The sequence below is a fragment of the Caldimonas hydrothermalis genome, assembly GCF_056746695.1.
Genome location: NZ_JBWQXA010000002.1, coordinates 159,929 through 180,173, shown reverse-complemented (window position 1 = coordinate 180,173; position 20,245 = coordinate 159,929). Strand labels below are relative to the sequence as shown.

18 protein-coding genes are annotated in these 20,245 nt (G+C 66.6%); 2 read left to right on the top strand and 16 right to left on the bottom strand.

Features of this window, described 5'->3' with window-relative positions; all coding sequences use genetic code 11:
* Window positions 1–31: 31 nt before the first annotated feature.
* The 7 genes from AC1ECW_RS04195 to AC1ECW_RS04165 form a co-directional block, all read right to left on the bottom strand.
* Window positions 32–1,162: an acyl-CoA dehydrogenase family protein gene (locus AC1ECW_RS04195; RefSeq protein WP_409706405.1), complete on the bottom strand. Its 1,131-nt coding sequence runs from the start codon at window positions 1,160–1,162 to the stop codon at window positions 32–34.
* A 22-nt stretch (window positions 1,163–1,184) separates the two neighbouring features.
* A complete protein-coding gene (locus AC1ECW_RS04190; RefSeq protein WP_481201269.1) occupies window positions 1,185–1,853 on the bottom strand; it encodes an SDR family oxidoreductase in 669 nt (222 codons plus the stop codon).
* Window positions 1,854–1,864: 11 nt separating this feature from the next.
* Window positions 1,865–3,043: an acetyl-CoA C-acyltransferase gene (locus tag AC1ECW_RS04185; protein WP_409706399.1), complete on the bottom strand. Its 1,179-nt coding sequence runs from the start codon at window positions 3,041–3,043 to the stop codon at window positions 1,865–1,867.
* Between the two features lie 39 nt (window positions 3,044–3,082).
* Window positions 3,083–4,888: a bifunctional isocitrate dehydrogenase kinase/phosphatase gene (aceK, locus tag AC1ECW_RS04180; RefSeq protein WP_409706396.1), complete on the bottom strand. Its 1,806-nt coding sequence runs from the start codon at window positions 4,886–4,888 to the stop codon at window positions 3,083–3,085.
* Between the two features lie 169 nt (window positions 4,889–5,057).
* A complete protein-coding gene (locus AC1ECW_RS04175; protein ID WP_481201268.1) occupies window positions 5,058–6,236 on the bottom strand; it encodes an isovaleryl-CoA dehydrogenase in 1,179 nt (392 codons plus the stop codon).
* A gap of 48 nt (window positions 6,237–6,284) precedes the next feature.
* Complete coding sequence (locus tag AC1ECW_RS04170; RefSeq protein ID WP_409703148.1) at window positions 6,285–6,749, bottom strand: PaaI family thioesterase; 465 nt, start codon at window positions 6,747–6,749, stop codon at window positions 6,285–6,287.
* Between the two features lie 102 nt (window positions 6,750–6,851).
* Window positions 6,852–7,277: a MerR family transcriptional regulator gene (locus AC1ECW_RS04165; protein ID WP_409658013.1), complete on the bottom strand. Its 426-nt coding sequence runs from the start codon at window positions 7,275–7,277 to the stop codon at window positions 6,852–6,854.
* 45 nt (window positions 7,278–7,322) lie between these two features.
* Here AC1ECW_RS04165 and AC1ECW_RS04160 point away from each other — a divergent pair, with 45 nt between their 5' ends.
* Window positions 7,323–8,381 (top strand): MBL fold metallo-hydrolase, encoded by a 1,059-nt coding sequence (locus AC1ECW_RS04160; RefSeq protein ID WP_409703145.1) that lies wholly within the window; start codon window positions 7,323–7,325, stop codon window positions 8,379–8,381.
* On the opposite strand, the gene AC1ECW_RS04155 is transcribed toward AC1ECW_RS04160, so the two are convergent.
* From AC1ECW_RS04155 to AC1ECW_RS04115, 9 genes are all read right to left on the bottom strand, one after another.
* Window positions 8,382–9,494, bottom strand: a complete 1,113-nt coding sequence (locus AC1ECW_RS04155; RefSeq protein WP_409703142.1) for a deoxyguanosinetriphosphate triphosphohydrolase — start codon at window positions 9,492–9,494, stop codon at window positions 8,382–8,384.
* A gap of 18 nt (window positions 9,495–9,512) precedes the next feature.
* A complete protein-coding gene (aroB, locus tag AC1ECW_RS04150; RefSeq protein WP_481201267.1) occupies window positions 9,513–10,619 on the bottom strand; it encodes a 3-dehydroquinate synthase in 1,107 nt (368 codons plus the stop codon).
* 36 nt (window positions 10,620–10,655) lie between these two features.
* On the bottom strand, window positions 10,656–11,180 hold the full coding sequence (locus AC1ECW_RS04145; protein ID WP_481201323.1) for a shikimate kinase: 525 nt from the start codon (window positions 11,178–11,180) through the stop codon (window positions 10,656–10,658).
* Between the two features lie 77 nt (window positions 11,181–11,257).
* Window positions 11,258–12,349, bottom strand: coding sequence for an Ig-like domain-containing protein (locus AC1ECW_RS04140; RefSeq protein ID WP_409703136.1), 1,092 nt, complete (start codon window positions 12,347–12,349; stop codon window positions 11,258–11,260).
* Window positions 12,350–12,395: 46 nt separating this feature from the next.
* The gene (locus AC1ECW_RS04135; RefSeq protein ID WP_409703133.1) at window positions 12,396–14,558 is read right to left on the bottom strand and encodes a type IV pilus secretin PilQ; all 2,163 of its coding nucleotides are present in this window, start codon (window positions 14,556–14,558) and stop codon (window positions 12,396–12,398) included.
* 5 nt (window positions 14,559–14,563) lie between these two features.
* Window positions 14,564–15,100 (bottom strand): pilus assembly protein PilP, encoded by a 537-nt coding sequence (locus tag AC1ECW_RS04130; protein ID WP_481201322.1) that lies wholly within the window; start codon window positions 15,098–15,100, stop codon window positions 14,564–14,566.
* Window positions 15,100–15,786, bottom strand: a complete 687-nt coding sequence (locus AC1ECW_RS04125) for a type IV pilus inner membrane component PilO (RefSeq protein WP_481201266.1) — start codon at window positions 15,784–15,786, stop codon at window positions 15,100–15,102. The genes AC1ECW_RS04130 and AC1ECW_RS04125 overlap by 1 nt, the downstream gene beginning before the upstream one ends.
* Before the next feature lie 10 nt (window positions 15,787–15,796).
* A complete protein-coding gene (locus AC1ECW_RS04120; RefSeq protein WP_409703127.1) occupies window positions 15,797–16,411 on the bottom strand; it encodes a PilN domain-containing protein in 615 nt (204 codons plus the stop codon).
* The gene (locus AC1ECW_RS04115) at window positions 16,408–17,487 is read right to left on the bottom strand and encodes a pilus assembly protein PilM (RefSeq protein WP_409703124.1); all 1,080 of its coding nucleotides are present in this window, start codon (window positions 17,485–17,487) and stop codon (window positions 16,408–16,410) included. The genes AC1ECW_RS04120 and AC1ECW_RS04115 overlap by 4 nt, the downstream gene beginning before the upstream one ends.
* Before the next feature lie 373 nt (window positions 17,488–17,860).
* Between AC1ECW_RS04115 and AC1ECW_RS04110 the strand changes: the two genes are divergently transcribed.
* The gene (locus AC1ECW_RS04110) at window positions 17,861–20,224 is read left to right on the top strand and encodes a penicillin-binding protein 1A (protein WP_481201265.1); all 2,364 of its coding nucleotides are present in this window, start codon (window positions 17,861–17,863) and stop codon (window positions 20,222–20,224) included.
* Window positions 20,225–20,245: the final 21 nt, after the last annotated feature.

The window sequence follows — 20,245 nt, the reverse complement described above, 5'->3', positions numbered from 1 at the left end:
GCAAGCCGGCCGATGCACGCCCCAACCGGGATCAGCCCAGGGCGCGACCGATCAGGATGCGCTGCACATCCGAGGTGCCTTCGTAGATCTGGCACACGCGCACGTCGCGGTAGATGCGCTCGACCGGGAAGTCGCTGACATAGCCATACCCCCCGTGGATCTGGATGGCATCCGAGCACACCCGCTCGGCCATCTCGCTGGCAAAGAGCTTGGCCATGGCCGCCTCCTTCAGGCAGGGCACACCCGCATCCTTCAGGCTGGCCGCATGGTGGATCATCTGGCGCGCCACCTCGATCTGCGTGGCCATGTCGGCCAGGCGGAACTGCACCGCCTGGTGGTTGAAGATGGGCTGCCCGAAGGCCACGCGCTCCTTGCTGTAAGCCAGCGCCGCCTCGAAGGCCGCGCGCGCCATGCCCAGGCTCTGCGCCGCAATGCCGATGCGCCCCCCCTCCAGGCCCGACAGCGCAATCTTCAGCCCCATGCCCTCCTCGCCCAGCCGGTTCGCCACGGGCACGCGACAGTCCTCGAAGAGGATCTGCGCGGTGTCGCTGCTGTGCTGGCCCATCTTGTCTTCCAGGCGCGCCACGGTGTAGCCGGGCGTGTCGGTGGGCACCACGAAGGCACTGATGCCCTTCTTGCCCGCGGCCTTGTCGGTCACGGCCATCACAATGGCCACGTCGCCGTGCTTGCCGCTGGTGATGAACTGCTTGACACCGTTGAGGACATAGTGGTCCCCCTCGCGCACGGCCGTGGTCTTCAGGCCGCCGGCTTCGCTGCCCACATGAGGTTCGGTCAGGCAGAAAGCCCCGAGCATGTCGCCACGCGCCAGCGGCTTCAGGAAGCGCTGCTTCTGCTCCTCGCTGGCGTAGGCCATCAGGATGGAACACACTGGGCAGTTGTTCACGCTCACCACGGTGCTGGTGCCGCCGTCTGCGGCGGCGATCTCCTCCAGGATCACGGCCAGGGCCAGGTAATCCAGCCCGGCGCCGTCGTATTCGGACGGTACGGCCACGCCATAGCAGCCCAGCGCGGCCAGGCCCTTCAACTCCTCGGCCGGAAAATGGTGCTCCTTGTCCCAGCGCGCCGCGTTGGGCGCGATGCGGTCCTGCACATAGGCGCGCACGGCGTCCTGCACCGCGCGATGGTCTTCGCTCAACAGCATGATGTCGACAGGGATGCGCGGCTCACCACGCGATGGGTGTGCCGTCGTGGTTGAGGAAATGCCCGTTGTCGTCGGGCGTCAGGCGTGCGAGCAGCTCGCGCAAGGCCGCCACACTGTCCTCGGGTGCGAGGCTGGCGTTGGGCCCGCCCATGTCGGTGCGCACCCAGCCCGGATGCACGGCCACGCAGGTGATGCCGCGCGGCCCGAGCGACAGGGCGGCATCGCGCAGCACCGAGTTCAGCGCGGCCTTGGAGGCGCGGTAAAGCCAGCCGGTGCTCGAACTGCGCTGGCCGATCGAGCCCATCATCGACGACAGCACCATGAGCTTGGCTCCGCGGGCCAATGCCGTCTCGATCTGCGGCAGCACACGCATCGGCCCGAGCACGTTGGTGCGCATCACCACGTCGAAATCGTCCTGGGTCGGCGTCTCCAGCCCCTGCGTGCGCGGGCCGTAGATCCCGGCATTGAGGATCACGGCGTCGAAGCGCTCGCCATCCAGGCGCCACCCCAGGCCGGCCACGCTCGCGGCGTCCAGCAGGTCCAGCGGCCAGGCCTCGCAGCCCAGGCCACGCAGCCTCGCCAGGTCCTCGTCGCTGCGCGCCGTGGCCACCACGCGGTCGCCCGCCGCCCGATACTGGCGGACGAACTCCAGGCCCAGCCCGCGCGAGGCTCCGATCACCAGCACCTGCATGGCCCAGGCCTTCAGAGCAGCTCGACGGCCATGGCCGTGGCCTCACCGCCGCCGATGCACAGCGAGGCCACACCCTTCTTGAGACCGTGCTTGCGCAGCGCCCCCAGCAGGGTCACGACGATGCGCGCGCCGCTGGCACCGATGGGGTGGCCCAGCGCCACGGCCCCGCCGTTGACGTTCACCTTCTCATGAGGCAGCTTGTGCTCGGTCATCGCCGCCATGGTCACGGCGGCGAAGGCTTCGTTGATCTCCCACAGGTCCACGTCCTTGGCAGCCCATCCGGCCTTCTTCAGCACCTTGTCGATGGCGCCCACCGGGGCGGTGGTGAACCATTCGGGCGCCTGGGCATGCAGGCTGTGGGCCACGATGCGCGCCACCGGCGTCACGCCCAGCCTGGCTGCGGTGGACTGGCGCATCAGCACGAGGGCCGCGGCACCGTCGGAGATGCTCGACGAGGTGGCCGCCGTGATGCTGCCGTCTTTCTTGAACGCAGGCTTCAGACCGGGGATCTTGTCGAGCTTGGCCTTGGCGGGCTGCTCGTCTTTGGTGATGCTCACCTCGCCGCCCTTGCCGGGCACGGCCACGCTCACCATCTCCCAGTCGAAGCTGCCGTCCTCATTGGCGCGGCGGGCCCGCTCGGTCGAGGTGATGGCGTAGTGGTCCTGGGCCTCGCGGCTGAAGCCATACTTGGCCACACAGCTCTCGGCGAACACGCCCATGGCCTTGCCGCGCTCATAGGCATCTTCCAGGCCGTCCAGGGCCATGTGGTCGTAGAAGGCCGTGGCGCCGTATTTCTGACCCTTGCGAATGAAGGCCAGGTGCGGGGCATTGGTCATGCTTTCCATGCCGCCGGCGACCATCACGTCCGCACTGCCGGCCGCCAGCATGTCGTGCGCGAACATCATCGCGCGCATGCCCGAGCCGCACATCTTGGACAGCGTGACGGCACCGGCCGAATCGGGCAGGCCGGCACGGCGGGCGGCCTGACGCGCCGGGGCCTGGCCCTGGCCGGCCATCAGGCAGTTGCCCATGAGCACCTCGTCGACGGCCGCGGCGTCGATGCCGGCGCGCTCGACCGCCGCCCGGATGGCAACGGCCCCGAGTTCCCAGGCCTGCAGGCCGGCGAAATCACCCAGCAGGCCCCCGATGGGGGTGCGGGCGGCAGAAGCGATGACGATGGGGTCGGACATGATGCTCTCCTTCTGGAAACACGGACCATGGGCCAGGCGTCAGGACACCATCGCGGGATGACCCGCCGCCTGGGGGGGATGGGACGGCTGCACCTGGCGCAGCCGCGAGAAGCGCTTGTGGGCGTCGTAAGGGAACACGTCGTGCACATGGCCGGCGAGGATGCGCTCCTTGTGCGCCTGCCAGTAGGCCGGGTCGAGCAGGTCGGCGTGATGTCGCATGAACACCTCGCGCACCGCCGCATTGCCCAGCAGAAACGGTCCGAAGGTTTCCGGGAAGACATCCTTCGGCCCGACGCTGTACCACACCTCGCCCGACAGCTCCTCTTCCTCGGTGCGCGGCTGCGGCACCTTGCGGAAATTGCAATCGGTGAGGTATTCGATCTCGTCGTAGTCGTAGAACACCACCTTGCCATGGCGCGTGACGCCGAAGTTCTTCCAGAGCATGTCGCCGGGAAAGATGTTGGCCGCCACCAGATCCTTGATGGCATTGCCGTACTCGATCACGGCATGGGTGATCTGCTCGGGCGAGGCTTCCTGCAGGTAGATGTTGAGCGGGATCATGCGCCGCTCGATATAGAGATGCCGGATGACGAGGTCGTCGCCGTCCTCCTCGATCAGGCTGCCGCAGAAGTGCTTGAGTTCGGCCACCAGTTCGTCCTCGAAGCGTGCGCGGGGGAAGGCCACGTTCGAGTACTCCAGCGTGTCGGCCATGCGCCCGACACGGTCGTGCGTCTTGACCAGCAGGTACTTGCGCTGGATCAGCTCGCGCGAGGTGTCCTTCTGCGGCGGATAGAAATCCTTGATGACCTTGAAGACATAAGGAAACGAGGGCAGGTCGAACACCAGCATGACCATGCCCTTGATGCCCGGCGCGATGCGGAAGCGGTCGCTGGAGTGCTTCAGGTGATACAGGAAATCGCGGTAGAAGAGGTTCTTGCCCTGCTTGTGCAGGCCCAGTGCGTTGTAGATCTCCGAACGCGGCTTGCGCGGCATCAGCGAACGCAGGAACTGCACGTAGGCCGCCGGGATCTCCATGTCCACCATGAAGTAGGCCCGTGCGAAGCTGAAAAGCATCTGCAGATCGTCCTCGCCGAACAGGGCCGCATCGATGACGAGCTGGTGCCGGGAGGTGTGCAGGATCGGCAGCGCAAACGGGATCTCGCGAAAACCGTTGACGATCTTGCCGACGATGTAGGCCCCCTTGTTGCGGAAGAACAGGGACGACAGCACCTGGAGCTGGAAGTTGGTGCGCAGCCGCACCTCGCCGAACTCCTTGCGCATGGCCTGCAACACGAAATCCACGTCGCGCCCCAGGTCCTCGAACTCCACGGCCAACTGGAAGTTGGTCACCACCCTCAGCAAGGTCTCGCGCAGGGTCTCGCGTGTCGGGTAGTAAGCGCGGTAGGTCGGCTGAGAGCCGGGCTCGTCGTTCTCGAGGTACTCCGTCGAGATGGCCGGACGCACGAAGATGAAGTCGTTGTGGAAATAACTGCGGTGCAGGATCTTGGTCGTCACCGAGTTGAAGAAGGTCTCGGCCAGCTCGGGCTGCAGGTGGTTCGTCAGCAATCCGATGTAATGCAGCTTGACCTGGTGCCACACGTCCATGGGCAGTTGATGCGCCCGGAACTGGCTTTGCAGCCGCTCCACCGCCTCGTCCACGCGCTTGTCGTAGAACTCGATGCGCTCCCGCTGAGCGCGCTGCTGTCCGTGCCAGTCGGCCATCTCGAAGCGCCGCTTGGCCTCGATGCTGGTCTGGCGGAACAGCCGATAGTGCCGGTTGAAGCCCTCCAGCAGGGCCGCGGCAATGTCGAAGGCTCGGGGATCGGTGAGCTTTTGGGGAAACATCAGGCGCTCCAACGCAAGACGTCGAGCCGGCCTGCCACGGCAGCCTGCGTCCCGACCGACCGGGACGCATCGGCCTGTTGCTCGATGCTAAAGCACATGCACGACGGGCTCTCAGCGCACAGTGTAGGCGCTGCGGCCACCGCACGCTGCAGATGCGACGCCCGGCGCCTCACATCGTCTCGGCAAACAGCTCCCGGCCGATGAGCATGCGGCGGATCTCCGAGGTGCCGGCACCAATCTCGTAGAGCTTGGCATCGCGCCACAGCCGGCCCAGCGGGTACTCGTTGATGTAACCGTTGCCGCCGAAGATCTGGATGCCCTCGCCGGCCATCCAGGTGGCCTTCTCGGCGCACCACAGGATCACGCTGGCGCAGTCCTTGCGCACCTGCCGCACGTGCTCGCTGCCCAGCATGTCCAGGTTCTTGCCCACGGTGTAGCAGAAGGCGCGTGCGGCCTGCAGCACGGTGTACATGTCGGCCACCTTGCCCTGGATGAGCTGGAACTCACCAATGCTCTGGCCAAACTGCTTGCGGTCGTGGATGTAGGGGATGACGTTGTCCATCACCGCCTGCATGATGCCGATGGGGCCGGCGGCCAGCACGGCACGCTCGTAGTCCAGACCGCTCATCAGCACCTTGGCACCACCGTTGACCGCCCCCAGGACGTTCTCGGCCGGCACCTCCACGTCGCGAAAAACCAGCTCGCCGGTGTGCGAGCCGCGCATGCCCAGCTTGTCGAGCTTCTGCGCCACCGAGAAGCCCTTCATGCCCTTCTCGACGAGGAAGGCCGTGACGCCGCGTGCGCCCAGTTCGGGCTCGGTCTTGGCATAGACCACCAGGGTGTCGGCATCGGGGCCATTGGTGATCCACATCTTGGTGCCGTTGAGCAGGTAGTAGCCGCCCTTGTCTTCGGCGCGCAGCTTCATGCTGATCACGTCCGAGCCCGCACCGGGCTCGCTCATCGCCAGCGCGCCCACATGCTCGCCGCTGATCAGCTTGGGCAGGTACTTGCGCTTTTGCGCCTCGGTGCCGTTGCGCCGGATCTGGTTCACGCACAGGTTGGAGTGGGCGCCATAGGACAGGCCGACCGAGGCGCTGGCGCGGCTGATCTCCTCCATCGCCACCATGTGGGCCAGGTAGCCCATGTTGGCTCCACCGTATTCCTCGGGCACGGTGATGCCCAGCACACCGAGCTCGCCCATCTTGCGCCACAGGTCCATCGGGAACTGGTCTGTGGCGTCGATCTCGGCCGCGCGCGGGGCGATCTCGGCCTGCGCGAAGGCGCGCACCGTGTCGCGCAGCGCGTCGATGTCCTCGCCGAGCTGGAAGTTGAGTCCGGGCAGTTGCATGGTCATGGGTCCTTCGTCTGCAGATAAGAGGCGGATCGCCGCGGCGTCTCAATGCCGCACGCCGTCACGGCCGAGCACGGTCATGATCGTTGCCGTCATCGTGGCCACCAGTCGCTCGCCGTCCGGTCCGCTCTCCAGGGCCCGGCCGTCGACGACCGAGATGGTGCGCCCGGCCTTGGTGACCTCGGCCTCGACACGGAATCCGGGCCCGCGCGCCGGCGCGAGCAGGTTCACCTTGAACTCGATGGTCAGCACCGCCGCCTCCGGCGGCATCAGGGAAAACGCGGCATAGCCACAGGCCGAGTCCAGCGCGGTGGACACCACCCCGGCATGCAGGAAGCCGTGCTGCTGGGTCAGGTCGTCTCGGTGCCGCATCTTCAGCACCACCCGCCCGGCCTGCACCTCCTCGAGCGTGATGCCCAGGGTGGCCATCACCGCCTGGCGCGCAAACGAGGCGCGCACCCGGGCAGCGAAGTCCGGATCGGCCGGGGCCGGTTCGGCGGGGCTGGACATGAGCGACTCCTGGACCGCAAGCGACGTAAACCCGCAGCCTAATTGACGTTGACGTAAACGTCAATTCTGGCTTGCACAAACGCCCATGGCAGGGCGCCGGGCTCAGGCGCGCTTTTTGCGCTCGAACTCGCCCAGCAGGCGCCGTGCCTCGCGTTCGTGGCTGCTCACTTCCTCCAGGGTCACCTGCAGGTCGGCGAGCTGCTGCTCGAGCTGCTCGCGATGCGCCGCCAGCACGACCAGGAACTTCTTCAACTGGGGCACGGTGTCGCGGGGCGACTCGTACATGTCCACCAGCTCCTTGATCTCGGCCAGACTGAGCCCCAGCCGCTTGCCCCGCAGCGTGAGCTTCAGACGCGTGCGGTCGCGTGCCGTGTAGACGCGGTTGCGGCCGTTGGGGCCGCTGCGCTCGGGGCTGAGCAGGCCGCAGTCTTCGTAAAAGCGGATGGCCCGGGTGGTCAGGTCGAACTCACGCGCCAGCTCGCTGATGGTGTAGCTGGGCGACGCGGTGGTGACAGCGGAATTGGCCATGGCTGCCTATACTGGGGCGAATGACGTTTACGTAAAGTGTAGCGAATGAACCCGCAGGAACAGCGTCTCGAATACCCGCTGGGCGAGCGCCTGCCGCCGCCCGGCGCCAGCCTGGAAGTGGCCCCCGGGCTGCGCTGGGTGCGCATGGGCCTGCCCTTTGCACTCGACCACATCAACCTGTGGCTGCTGCGCGACCGGCTGGACGGCCGCGAGGGCTGGACGCTCGTCGACTGCGGCATCGCCAACGATGCCACGCGCCAGGCCTGGGAGCAGGTCTTCGACCGGGAGCTGGAGGGGCTGCCCGTGCTGCGCGTGATCGTCACCCACATGCACCCCGACCACATCGGCCTGGCCCACTGGCTCACCGAGCGCTGGGGCTGCCGCCTGTGGATCAGCGCCACCGACTACAACGCCGCCCGGCTGGGCAGCCTGCGCGCTGGCGGGCACGGCGGCGACAGCGCCGCCGCCTTCTTCGCCAGCCACGGCCTCACCGACCCACTGTCCGTGGAGCGGGTGCGCCAGCGGGGGAACTACTATGCCTCCATGGTGCCCCGGGTGCCCGAGCAGTTCCGGCGCCTGATGCACGACCAGGTGCTGCGCATCGGCGGTCGAGACTGGCGTTGCATCGCCGGCTATGGCCACGCCCCTGAACACATCTCGCTGTACACCGAGGACGGCGGCCCGCTGCTCATTGCCGGAGACATGTTGCTGCCGCGCATCTCCACCAACGTCAGCGTCTTCGACCTCGAACCCGAGGGCAATCCCCTGCCGCTGTACCTGGCATCGATCCAGGGCCTGTGCAGCCTGCACGAGGACACGCTGGTCCTGCCCTCGCACGGGCGACCCTTCCTCGGGCTGCACGAGCGGGTGCGGCAGTTGCAGGCCCACCATGCCGAGCGCCTGCACGAAGTGATGCAAGCCTGCAGCAGCGCGCCGCGCAGCGCGGCCGATCTGCTGGGCGTGATGTTCAAGCGCCCGCTCGACCTGCACCAGACGACCTTCGCGATGGGCGAAGCCCTGGCCCACCTGCACGCCCTGTGGTTCGAGGGCCGGCTCGAACGCCGGCTTGGCGAGGACGGGGTCTGGCGCTTTGCGAATGCCTGATCAGAACAGCCGCACGCCCGTGAGCCGTTCGTGCTCGCGGATGGCATAGCGGTCGGTCATGCCGGCGATGTAGTCGGCAATCGCCCGGCGCCCCTTGCGGCCGTCCTGCCAGTGATCGGCTGGCATCTCGCGCGGGTCGTGATCGTAGGCGGCGAACAGCTCCCGCACGACCCGTTTGCCGCGCTCGGTGGTCTCCACCACCTGCGGGTGCCGGTAGAGGTTGGCGCGCAGGAAACGCTTGAGCTCATCGCTTTGCGCGCGCATGGTCGGGCTGAAACGAAGCAGGACGGGCAGCCGACGCACCTCATCGACGTCCCGCGGCCGATGGGCCTCCAACGCAGCCCGCGTCGCATCGATGACGTCGTACACCTGGTCCGACAGCATGCGGCGGATCGCCTCGGCCAGCACGCGCTTGACCGGAAGATCCGGGTGCTCGCGCAGCACCGCATGACGGTAGCGTGCCACCAGCGGCACTTCTTCGAGCTGCTCGAAACGCAGCAGGCCCGAGCGCACGCCATCGTCGATGTCGTGGGCGTTGTAGGCGATCTCATCGGCCAGGTTGCACAACTGGGCCTCCAGGCTGGGCCGCGTGCCCTCCAGGAAGCGCCGTCCCACCTCCCCCAGTCGCTCAGCGTTGGCACGCGAGCAGTGCTTGAGCACCCCCTCGCGTGTCTCGAAACTGAGGTTGAGCCCGTCGAAGCCGGGGTATCGTTCCTCCAGCTCGTCAATCACCCGCAGGCTCTGCAAGTTGTGCTCGAAGCCGCCGTCCTCGCGCATGCATTCGTGCAGCGCATCCTGGCCTGCATGGCCGAAGGGCGTGTGGCCCAGATCATGCGCCAGCGCGATGGCCTCGACCAGATCCTCATGCAGCCCCAGCACCCGGGCGATGGAGCGACCCAGCTGGGCCACCTCCAGCGAATGTGTCAGACGTGTGCGGAACAGGTCGCCCTCGTGGTTCAGGAAGACCTGGGTCTTGTAGACCAGTCGCCGGAAGGCCGTGCTGTGCACGATGCGGTCGCGGTCGCGCTGGAAGGCGTTGCGGGTGGGCGCCTCGGGTTCGGGATGGCGCCGTCCTCGCGAATGGGCCGGGTCACAGGCGTAGGGGGCGAGCATCGCGCTGCTGGCCAGGCGTCAAGCCGTGCAGGCCTCGATCACTTCGACCACCAAGGCATCGGGCACTGCACGCAAGCCCGCGCGCCCCAAGGCCTCGATGACCACGAAGCGGATCTGCCCACCCTCGTTCTTCTTGTCCACCCGCATGAGATCGAGATAACGCGACGCGCCCAGGGGCGGCCCCTGTACCGGCAATCCTGCCCGCTCGATGAGACGGCGCATGCGATCCACGAACGAGGCTGGCATCAAACCCAGACGGGCCGACAACTCGCTGGCCATCACCATGCCGCAGCCCACCGCCTCGCCATGCAGCCAGTGCCCATACCCCAGGCCCGCCTCGATCGCATGTCCGAACGTGTGGCCGAAGTTCAGGATCGCGCGCAGGCCGGACTCGCGCTCATCCTGCCCGACCACCCAGGCCTTGATCTCGCAGGAGCGGCGCACCGCATGAGCAAGCGCGGCCTTGTCGCGAGCGCGCAGGGCCGCGATGTTCGCCTCGATCCAGTCCAGGAAGGCCGGATCGGCGATGGGGCCGTACTTGATCACTTCGGCCAGGCCGGCCGACAGCTCACGCTCGGGCAGGGTGTCGAGCACGTCGAGGTCGCACACCACCGCTTGCGGCTGGTAGAAGGCCCCGATCATGTTCTTGCCGCGCGGGTGGTTGATCGCCGTCTTGCCGCCCACCGAGGAGTCCACCTGCGCGAGCAGCGTCGTGGGCACCTGCACGAAGGGCACCCCCCGCATGTAGCAGGCGGCGGCAAAACCGGTCATGTCGCCGACCACCCCACCGCCCAGGGCATAGAGCACCGTCTGACGATCGCAGCCTTCGGCCAGCAGGGCATCGAAGATGCGGTCGAGCGTGGGCCAATCCTTGTGCACCTCGCCATCGGGCAGCACGACCTGGATGACCCGCTCGTGGCGAGCGGCCAGCGCATCGGCCAGTGCCCCGGCGTACAGCGGCGCCACCGTCTCGTTGCTGACGATGGCGGCCATCCGGCTGCGGGGCAGCCCGGCATAGCTGTCCGCCGAGCCCAGCAGACCGGGGCCGATCAAGATGGGGTAGCTGCGCTCGGCCAGTTGAACCGTCAGCGTCTGAGGCCGTAGAGAAGAGGGGCTGCCATGCATGCCCTCAGTGTAGTGGATCGTGACAGCCGCCCGACGCTAGGCTTGGGGTGGCCACAGCCCGCCGAGCTCCAGTTGTGTGGCGATCGTCTGCGTCAACAAAGCCACTGAGGGCCGGCCGGTTTCCACGGTGAAATGGGCGACCTCTCGATAAAGGGGGTCACGCACCCGATAGAGTTCTCGCAACTTGGCCAGAGGATGAGCCACCTGAAGCAGCGGCCGCTGCCGATCGTGCCGCAGCCGCCGGGCCAGATCCTCGGGTGAAGAGCGCAAGTAGACCACGACGGCACCGCGGGCCAGGAGGCACCGATTGTCTTCGCGCAACACGATGCCTCCCCCGGTGGCCATGACACATCGACGCGGGGGGGTCAGGGCGTCCCGGAGGGTCTCGTGCTCGATCTGCCGAAACCGCTCCTCCCCTTCACGCTCGAAAAACGCCCGGATCGTCTCGCCCAGGCGCTTTTCGATCAGCGCATCGGTATCGATCAAATCGAGCTGCAAACGGCGAGCCAGATGGCGGCCGATCGTGGACTTGCCACTGCCGGGCAAGCCGACGAGAGCGATGACGCCCGCGGCGCGCGCCGTCGAGTCGCTCGGCGCATGCGGCGAATCTGCAGGGAGACGGACCTCTTCCGAGGCCATCACGGCATCGTGACCACGGTATTGACCTCATAGGACTTGAATTTGGCCACGACCGTGACATTCGCTCCGCTGCAAGTTCCGGCGCCGCTCAAGCGATGTTCCGTCGGCGCAATGTCCCCATCACTGACCTGCGCCGGAGAGACGGAAATCGTGCATCCGCTGGGCACTCCTTGTACAGACAAGGCTGTGCCCGCCGGGGCTGCCGTGCGACGGGTGCCGTATTGTGCGAACAATCGAACCCGCGCCGCCCCCGCAGTACTCGCGTCTTCGAGCCCCATGACGCGGGGATCGGACACCGGCAATATCGTTCGGGTGCGAATGATCGAACGCCCCCAAACCCCATCGCAGGTGCCCGGCACCGACAAGGGCACCGAGTTATCGTTCAGATAGTCGTCGTACGTAGAGCCCGGCTGAACACACGTCGATGTGCCTATTCCAAGCGCACCCGAAGCGCTGCTCCCCAGGTTCAATTCGTCAATGCCCGAGTCGTACGTTGCGTTTTCGTTGTCGTCCCTGAACAAACGACCGGCGTCCCAGAACGGCTCACCGGCATCGTAGCGACCGCTGCCGTTCAGATCGACGTAGGCTTCCTCACCCTCCAACCAAGCCAGCACAGACACATAACCATCGCTGGGACGACGGTTCTGCGTCGCAAATGTGACGCTACACGCAGAAATGTTCGATGCTCCAGAGGTGGCGCCCGTCAATCGGCAGGATGTTTGGATTTGCCCGCCCTCGGTGGAAAACTGCACCACCGAACCTTCAGGTACGGGGTTGCCCGCCGTGTCGGTCACGCGCACTGTGATCGTGGTGGTGTCGCCATCGACCGACCAATCCAACGCGTACTTTTCTGCGGAGATCGAAATGGATTTCTGACTCGGCAAATTGGTGCTGACATCGGAAATGCCTCCGCCAGGCGCACTGCCGCCCCCACCCGTTCCAGAGCCCCCGCCATCACCGCTCGATCCGCTTCCACTGCCTCCACTGCCAAATGGCGAGTCACCTGCGTCCCCCCCGCCGCCACCGCAGGCCGCGACAAGGGCGAGCACAGCAATGGCCAGACCGGCCTGTTTGAACATCCGTTTGTACATGATCCCGTTCCTGAACGTTCGACTTATGCCAAAGCTTTAGGGCCACTCACTGCACCCCGCCGCGCTCGGAAACGATGCGGGGCGTGAGGAACACCAGCAGTTCGGTCTTCTCCCGCGACGTGCCGCGCTGCTTGAACAGATGGCCCAGCACCGGGATGTCGCCCAGCAGCGGCACCTTGCTGACATCCTCGCGCTCGCTCATCGTGAAGATGCCACCGATCACCACCGTGCCACCGTTCTCCACCAACACCTGGGTCTTGACGTGCTTGGTGTCGATCGCATAGCCGCCGGGTGTCAGGATGCCCGGGGTGTCCTTGTTGACGTCCACGTCGAGGATGATGCCGCCCTCGGGCGTGATCTGGGGCTTGACTTCGAGCTTGAGGCTGGCCTTGCGGAATTCCACGCTGGTGGCACCGCTGGAGGTGGCGTTCTGGTAGGGCAGTTCGGTGCCCTGCTCGATCAGCGCCGTCACCTGGTCGGCCGTGATGACACGCGGACTGGAGACCACACGGCCCTTGCCGTCGGCTTCCAGGGCCGAGATTTCCAGGTTCAGGAAGCGGTTGGCCGCGGAGCTGAACAGCGACAACGCCAGCGTGGCCGGGTTGGAGCCGTCGATGGACTGCGCCGGCAGGTTCACGAAATAGCTGTTCGGGATGTAGCTGCCCCCGGTGACCGCCGCCTGCAGGGTCTGCTCACCGATGCCGAGGTAGGTGCCCCCGATACCGATGCGGTTGTTGCCACCCAGGCTCCAGCCCGGCGTGCCGCCCCGCACGCCACGCAGGTCGGTGGCACCGAGCTTGACACCCAGTTGGCGGCCGAAGCTGTCGTCAGCCTCGACGATGCGCGCCTCGATCATGACCTGCCGCACCGGGATGTCGATCTTGCTGATGAGCTGCTGCACTTCCTCCAGCTTGGAGGCGATGTCCGTGATGAACAACTGGTTGGTACGCGGCTCGGCAATGACACTGCCACGCGGCGTGAGGATGCGCATGCCTCCCCCGCCGCCACCCGGCGCCCCCGGGGAGCCCGCCCCTGCGCCGGAGCCCACCAGGCTGCGCACCACGTCGGTGGCCTTGGCGTAGTTGAGCTGGAAGGACTGGGTGCGCAGCGGTTCGAGCTGGGCGATCTGGGCCTTGGCCTCGAGCTCGAGCTTCTCCTTGGCCGCGATCTCGTCCTTGGGAGCGATCCACAGCACATTGCCGGCCTTGCGGTAGCCCAGCCCCTTGGCCTGCAGGATGATCTCCAGGGCCTGGTCCCAGGGCACGTCGCGCAGGCGCAGCGTGACGTTGCCGGTCACGGAGTCGCTGGTCACCACGTTGAAGTTGGTGAAGTCCGCGATCACCTGCAGCAACGAGCGCACCTCGATGTTCTGGAAGTTCAGCGAGAGCTTCTCGCCCTGGAAGGTGGGGCCCTGCACGAGGCGGTTGGGATCCTCCTTCTGCGGGCGGACCTCCAGCACGAACTGGGTGTCGGTCTGGTAGGCGCTGTGCTCCCAGTTCCCGCGGGGCTCGACCACCATGCGCACCAGGTCACCCACCTGCGTGGTGGAGACCGTCTGCACCGGCGTGCCGAAATCGGTCACGTCCAGGCGGCGGCGAAGGCTGTCGGGCAGGGTCGTGCGCAGGAACTCCACCACCAGGTTCGCACCCTGCTGACGGATGTCCACGCCCACCTGGGTGCTGGGCAATTCGACCACCACACGGCCGGCCCCTTCGGCCCCGCGCCGGAAGTCCACGCCGCGCAGGGCCTGCGCAGTCTCGTTGGTGCTGGGGGCGAAATGGACGGTGCTGCCGGCAGCCGACGCAGCCGCCCCGGTGTTCTCCAGCACCAGCAGCAAGGCATTGCCTTGGATCTGTGCGGTGTAGTTGGCCGGCTGCTTCAGGTTCAGCACGAGGCGGGTGCGCTCACCGGCCTGGGCGATGTTGGCCGAGCGCACATTGCCCTGGTTGATGTCCACGCTGGAGCGCGGCAGGTCACTGGTCACGCCAGGCAGGTCGATGGCGATGCGCGGCGGCGTCTGCACGGTGAAGCCGCCGGGCACGGCCTGCAGAGGCTGAGACAGCTCGATGCGCACGACCTCGGCGCCTGCGCTCTGGCTGGCGCTGATCGAACGGATGGCCGCCTGCGCCAGGGCCAAGGCCGGCGCCACGAACAAGACCAGCCCCAGGGCGCCGATGCGCAGGTTCTTCATCTTGGTGTGTTGCTGCATGGTTCTCATTGGGTCTTCTCCTGAAGCTGCAGGCTGCTGGTGCGCTCGATCCACTCGCCAGCGGCGTCCTGAACGATCTCCCGGAGAGAAACCTCCGTCTCGGTGATGCGGGTGATGCGACCGTAGTTCTGTCCCAGGTAGTCGCCGACCTTGACCTGGTAGAGCAGGTTGTCCACGCGCAGCAAGGCGTATTGGCGTCCCTGGCGGGAGACACTACCGACCATGGTCATGCTGTCCAGGGGGTAGGCCTCCAGCGGTTCGCGCCGCCGGTTCAGTTCGGCCGCGATCAGCGAGTTCGGCTGGCGCGCCTCCTGCTTGAGCGCGACGGTGAGCTTCTGGGGGCTGAAAGGCTCGACGCCGTCGGCTGCCACGTAGGGCTGAGGGTCGAACTTCTTGGGCGGCTCCAGCGGGGTGACGCGGGGCTGGACCTCGCGCTTTTGCTGCTCCATCCAGGCCTGCAACTCGTCTTGCGGCCCCCCGCAGCCGGACAGGGCAGCCAGCGCCACCAGGGGCAGCGCGAGTGACTTCATGCACCGGCGCATCATTGCTTGCCCCCCTGCTTGGCAGCCTCGGCCTTGGCCTTGCGCTGCGCTTCGATCTCCGACTGATCCAGGTAGCGGTAGGTGCGGGCCGTCGCCTCCATGCCCAAAACCCCGCTGGTCTCGCCGCCCTTGGGCACGCTCACGTTCAGCCCATGCAGGGTCACGATGCGCGAGAGATTGGCGATGTCAGCGGTGAAGGCGCCGATGTCGTGGTAGCGGCCGGTCACGCGGATCGCGATGGGCAGCTCGGCGTAGTAGTCCTTGACGACCACCTGACCGGGGCGGAACAGCTCGAACTGCAGGGCGCGGCCCAGGCCGGCCTGGTTGATGTCCGACAGCAAGGCGTCCATCTCGGCCTTGCCGGGCAACTGCTTCTCGAGCTGGGTGACGTATTCCTGGACCTGCAGCCGCTGCTTGCGCAGTTCACCGAGGTTCACCGCCTGGGCGAGCTTGTTGCGGTAGGTCTGCTTCAGCTCGGGCTCACGGTTGCGTTCGGACTCCAGCAGGTCGGCCTCACCGGTGAGCACCAGGAACCAGCCCAGCACCACCACCGCCACGGCCGCCAGCAGCCACACCGCCGCTTGCGGGAGGATGGGCCATTGCCCGGGTTCGTTCGGATCCAGCCCCCGGAACTGGGAGGCGATCTCGTCGGACAGCTCGCTCAGATTGAGGTTTGCTTTGGCCATGACGTCTTCCTCAAGAGGGCGAACCCGCCGGTGCGCTGGCCGCCGCAGCCGGTACCGGGGCGTCCTGCGGGCGCTTGAGCGCCACGCGCATCGAGAACTCGAAAAGCCGGCGTTGCTCGCGCCCGTCGGTGCGCACATTGGCCGCCTTGATCTCGATGAGCTCCGGGCGCTCCAGCCAGGTGGAGTTGTAGGCGGTGTTGCGCAGCAGTTCGGACACGCGCTCGTTGGTCTGGGCCACGCCGTTGATCGACACGGTCTGCCCGTCCTGGCGAATGGTGGTGAGGTACACGCCTTCGGGTGTCTGGCGCACCAGTTCGTTGAGCAGGTGCACCGGCATGTTGCGGTCGGTCTGCAGATCCTCCACCGCCTTCTGGCGCGCCTTGAGCGCCTCGATCTCGGCCCGCAGGTTGGCGATGTCCTTGATCTGTTCGTCGAGCTTGCGGATCTCCTGCTGCAAGAAGGCGTTGCGCTCCTGCTGGGTGGAGATCATTTGTTGCAGCACGGCGTACCACAGCACCACGATGAGCGCCCCGCCCAGGGCGGAGAAGCCCAGGACGGCAAAAAAGGCCTGCTTGCGGCGGCGGCGCTTTTCTTCCCGGTGGGGAAGCAGGTTGATGAGGATCATTGCAGGAACCTCCGCATCGCCAGGCCGCAGGCCGTGAGGTACGACGGGGCCTCACGGCGCAGCTTGCTCTCGCGCACGCTGGAACCGAGCTTCATGCCTTCGAAGGGGTTGACGATCATCGACGCGAAGCCTGTCTGCTCGGTGACGCGCTCCTTCAGTCCGGGCAGGGCTGCGCTGCCGCCGGCCAGCATCACGTAATGCACCTTGTGGTGAGGCGTGCTGGTGAAGAAGTACTGCAGCGCGCGGCCGACTTCCTGGGCCATGCTGTCGACAAAGGGATTGAGGATGGTCTGCTCGTAGTCCTCGGGCAGGTCTGCGGCGAGCTTCTTCTGCTCGGCCTCCTCGAAAGAGAAGCCGTACTGACGCGAGATCAATTGGGTGAGCTGGCTGCCGCCAAACGCCTGGTCGCGATCGTAGAGGAGTTCGTCGTCACGCAGCACTTTCAGGCTCGTGGTCTCGGCCCCGATCTCGAACAGCGCCACCAGCGAATCGCGCCCCTCATTGGGCAGGGCCTGGATCAGGCGGCTGACGGCCAGGCGCGAGGCATGCGACTCGATGTCGAGCACCACCGGTTTGAGCCCGGCCGCCTCGGCCAGGCCCTGGCGATCCTGCACGCGGTCCTTGCGGGAGGCGGCGATCAGCACCTCCACGTCGCCGGCCGAGGTGGGGCTCGGACCGACCACGCAGAAATCCAGGCTGACTTCATCGAGCGAGAAAGGGATGTACTGGTTGGCCTCGGACTCGACCTGCATCTCGAGTTCCTCCTCGCGCAGGCCGGCCGGCAGCACGATCTTCTTCGTGATCACTGAGGACTGGGGCATCGCCATGGCCACATGCTTGGTGCGCGTGCCGCTCTTGACGACCACACGGCGCACTGCGTCGGCCACTTCGTCGAACTTCTCGATCTGACCGTCGGCGATCCAACCCTTCTCGAAACTCTCGGTGGCGAAACGTTCGACGACGTACTCACCGGAGGCGGTCTGCCCCAGTTCGACCAGCTTCACGCTCGACGAACTGATGTCCAGCCCGACAAGCGGCGGATGCTTGCGGCCCAGCAAAACGTCAAGAAAGCTCACAGGGGTCCCCCAACGGCACGGACAGGTGCGCCGGATTGTTAATAAGTTACTTCAATGCTAGCAGTAAACCCTTTGAGCAACAAAGATTTTTTCACGCTTTAAACGTTTGTTTCCGTTGCCGGAAGTTGACGTCAAAACCCCGTTTCCGGGAGAACCCTGAGCCTGCGCCGGACATTGAAACAAGCTGTGTCAAGATGCCGACCCGCCAGGTGGGCAAGGGCGGTTCGTGCGGGTGCTGCAGGCGCGGTGCGGCATGGGGGCTTCCTATAATCGGAACAGCGATCCACCCACCCCGCGGCGCGCGGCGCCGGGGCGAACGCCGGCACGTGGCCGGCAAGGCCGCGTCCTGCGGCGGCCCATCGAAAGCGCATGCATGTCTGATTCCTCCCGCTCGTCTTCGCCCCAAGGTCGCCCCACATTGCCGCCCTGGGCGCACTGGGCAACCCGTGTGGCAGCCTGGACGCTGGGCCTGCTGGCCGCCGGGGCGGCGGCCGGCGCGATGCTGGTGGCCATGGCGCTGGCCGTGGCCTATCCGAACCTGCCGGACATCGACGGCCTGACCGACTACCGGCCGAAGCTGCCGATGCGCGTGTTCTCGGCCGACGGGGTGCTGCTGGGCGAATTCGGCGAGGAGCGCCGCAAGTTCGTGCCGATCGAGCAGATCCCCGTGGTGATGAAACAGGCCGTGCTGGCCATCGAGGACGCGCGCTTCTACGACCACAGCGGCATCGATTACAAGGGCATGCTGCGGGCGGCGCTGGCCAACTTCGGCTCGGTGGGCAGCCAGGGGGCCTCGACGATCACGATGCAGGTGGCGCGCAATTTCTACCTGTCCTCCGAGAAGACCTTCACCCGCAAGGTCTACGAAGTGCTGCTGGCCCTGAAGATCGAGAACATGCTGAGCAAGGACGAGATCCTCGAGCTCTACATGAACCAGATCTACCTGGGCCAGCGGGCCTATGGTTTCGCCGCCGCGGCGGAGATCTATTTCGGCAAGGATCTCAAGGACATCAGCATCGCCGAAGCGGCGATGCTGGCCGGCCTGCCCAAGGCACCGGCGGCCTACAACCCGATCCGCAACCCGCCTCGTGCAAGGGTGCGTCAGCAGTACATCATCGACCGCATGCTGGACAACGGCTTCATCACCGAGGCCCAGCACGCCGCGGCCAAGGCCGAAGTGCTGCGTTACCGCCAGGCCCCGACCCTGCCCGTCCACGCCGAGTACGTGGCCGAGACCGCACGGCAGCTCATCTACAACCAGTACGGGGAAGAAAGCTACACGCGGGGGCTGAATGTCTACACCACGATCCGCTCGGACGAGCAGGTCGCGGCCTACCGCGCGCTGCGCAAAGGCATCATGGACTACGAGCGCCGCCAGTGGTACCGCGGCCCCGAAGGCCATGTGGACCTGCCCAAGGATCCGGCCCAGGTCGATGCCCGTGTGGCCGAAGCGCTGGTGGAGTACCCGGACAACGACGAGGTGCGCGCCGCCGTGGTGCTCGAGGTGGACCCGAAGAAGCTCGTGGCCATGCTGGCCGATGGCCAGACCGTCACCGTGCAGGGCGAGGGCCTGCGCCCGGCACAATCGGGCCTGTCACCCAAGGCCAAGCCGAACATCCAGATCCGCGTGGGCTCGGTGATCCGGGTCATCGACCTCGGCCGCGCCGGTTGGTCGATCACCCAGTTGCCCGAGGTAGAAGGGGCCTTCGTCTCGCTCGACCCGCGCACCGGCCAGATCCGCGCGCTGGTGGGCGGCTTCGATCACGCCAAGAGCCGCTTCAACCATGTCACCCAGGCCTGGCGCCAGCCTGGTTCGAGCTTCAAGCCCTTCATCTACTCGGCCGCGCTGGAGCGCGGGTTCACCCCGGCCACGGTGATCAACGACGCGCCGCTCTTCTATGACGCGACGACCACCGGCAGCAAGCCCTGGGAACCCAAGAACTACGATGGCACCTTCGACGGGCCGATGTCGCTGCGCCGGGCCCTGGCCCGTTCGAAGAACATGGTGTCCATCCGCATGCTGGAGGCCATCGGCCCGGCCTATGCGCAGGAGTGGGTGACCCGTTTCGGCTTCGACCCGCAACGCCATCCCCCCTACCTCACCCTGGCGCTGGGCGCGGGCTCGGTCACGCCGCTGCAGATGGCCACCGCCTATGCGGTCTTTGCCAACGGGGGCTACCGGGTGCCGCCGTCGCTGATCACCAAGGTCACCGACAACCGGGGCCGGGTGCTCGTGGAGCACACCCCCGCACCGCTGGACGAGTCGATGCGGGCGATCGATCCGCGCAATGCCTTCGTGATGAGCAGCCTGCTGCAGGAAGTCACCCGCAGCGGCACGGCCGCCCGGGCCCAGGCCACGCTCAAGCGACCCGATCTGTACGGCAAGACCGGCACCACCAACGACTCGGTGGATGCCTGGTTCGCCGGCTACCAGCCCGAGGTGGTGGCGGTCGTGTGGATCGGCTACGACACCCCGCGCAAGCTGGGCGACCGCGAAACCGGCGGGGGCCTGTCGCTGCCGGTGTGGATCGACTACATGGCCACCGCGCTCAAAGGGGTGCCAGTGAGCCAGCCTGAACCGCCGCCGGGACTGATCCAGGTGGGCGGCGAATGGTTCTATGACGAATACGCCCACGGCGCGGGGGTGTCGAGCCTGGGCCTGGACGCCCCGCCACCGCCGGGCACCGCCACCTCGGAAGAGGAACGCCGCAGCATCCTCGATCTGTTCAGGCCCTGACAGCCCGGTTCCGGGCGGCCA

Excerpts from the sequence above, each read along its gene's own strand:
- AC1ECW_RS04195 (WP_409706405.1), bottom strand. The coding sequence starts at position 1,162 with ATGCTGTTGAGCGAAGACCATCGCGCGGTGCAGGACGCCGTGCGCGCC.
- AC1ECW_RS04190 (WP_481201269.1), bottom strand. The coding sequence starts at position 1,853 with ATGCAGGTGCTGGTGATCGGAGCCTCGCGCGGGCTGGGCCTGGAGTTC.
- AC1ECW_RS04185 (WP_409706399.1), bottom strand. The coding sequence starts at position 3,043 with ATGTCCGACCCCATCGTCATCGCTTCTGCCGCCCGCACCCCCATCGGG.
- aceK (WP_409706396.1), bottom strand. The coding sequence starts at position 4,888 with ATGTTTCCCCAAAAGCTCACCGATCCCCGAGCCTTCGACATTGCCGCG.
- AC1ECW_RS04175 (WP_481201268.1), bottom strand. The coding sequence starts at position 6,236 with ATGCAACTGCCCGGACTCAACTTCCAGCTCGGCGAGGACATCGACGCG.
- AC1ECW_RS04170 (WP_409703148.1), bottom strand. The coding sequence starts at position 6,749 with ATGTCCAGCCCCGCCGAACCGGCCCCGGCCGATCCGGACTTCGCTGCC.
- AC1ECW_RS04165 (WP_409658013.1), bottom strand. The coding sequence starts at position 7,277 with ATGGCCAATTCCGCTGTCACCACCGCGTCGCCCAGCTACACCATCAGC.
- AC1ECW_RS04160 (WP_409703145.1), top strand. The coding sequence starts at position 7,323 with ATGAACCCGCAGGAACAGCGTCTCGAATACCCGCTGGGCGAGCGCCTG.
- AC1ECW_RS04155 (WP_409703142.1), bottom strand. The coding sequence starts at position 9,494 with ATGCTCGCCCCCTACGCCTGTGACCCGGCCCATTCGCGAGGACGGCGC.
- aroB (WP_481201267.1), bottom strand. The coding sequence starts at position 10,619 with ATGCATGGCAGCCCCTCTTCTCTACGGCCTCAGACGCTGACGGTTCAA.
- AC1ECW_RS04140 (WP_409703136.1), bottom strand. The coding sequence starts at position 12,349 with ATGTACAAACGGATGTTCAAACAGGCCGGTCTGGCCATTGCTGTGCTC.
- AC1ECW_RS04135 (WP_409703133.1), bottom strand. The coding sequence starts at position 14,558 with ATGCAGCAACACACCAAGATGAAGAACCTGCGCATCGGCGCCCTGGGG.
- AC1ECW_RS04130 (WP_481201322.1), bottom strand. The coding sequence starts at position 15,100 with ATGCGCCGGTGCATGAAGTCACTCGCGCTGCCCCTGGTGGCGCTGGCT.
- AC1ECW_RS04125 (WP_481201266.1), bottom strand. The coding sequence starts at position 15,786 with ATGGCCAAAGCAAACCTCAATCTGAGCGAGCTGTCCGACGAGATCGCC.
- AC1ECW_RS04120 (WP_409703127.1), bottom strand. The coding sequence starts at position 16,411 with ATGATCCTCATCAACCTGCTTCCCCACCGGGAAGAAAAGCGCCGCCGC.
- AC1ECW_RS04110 (WP_481201265.1), top strand. The coding sequence starts at position 17,861 with ATGTCTGATTCCTCCCGCTCGTCTTCGCCCCAAGGTCGCCCCACATTG.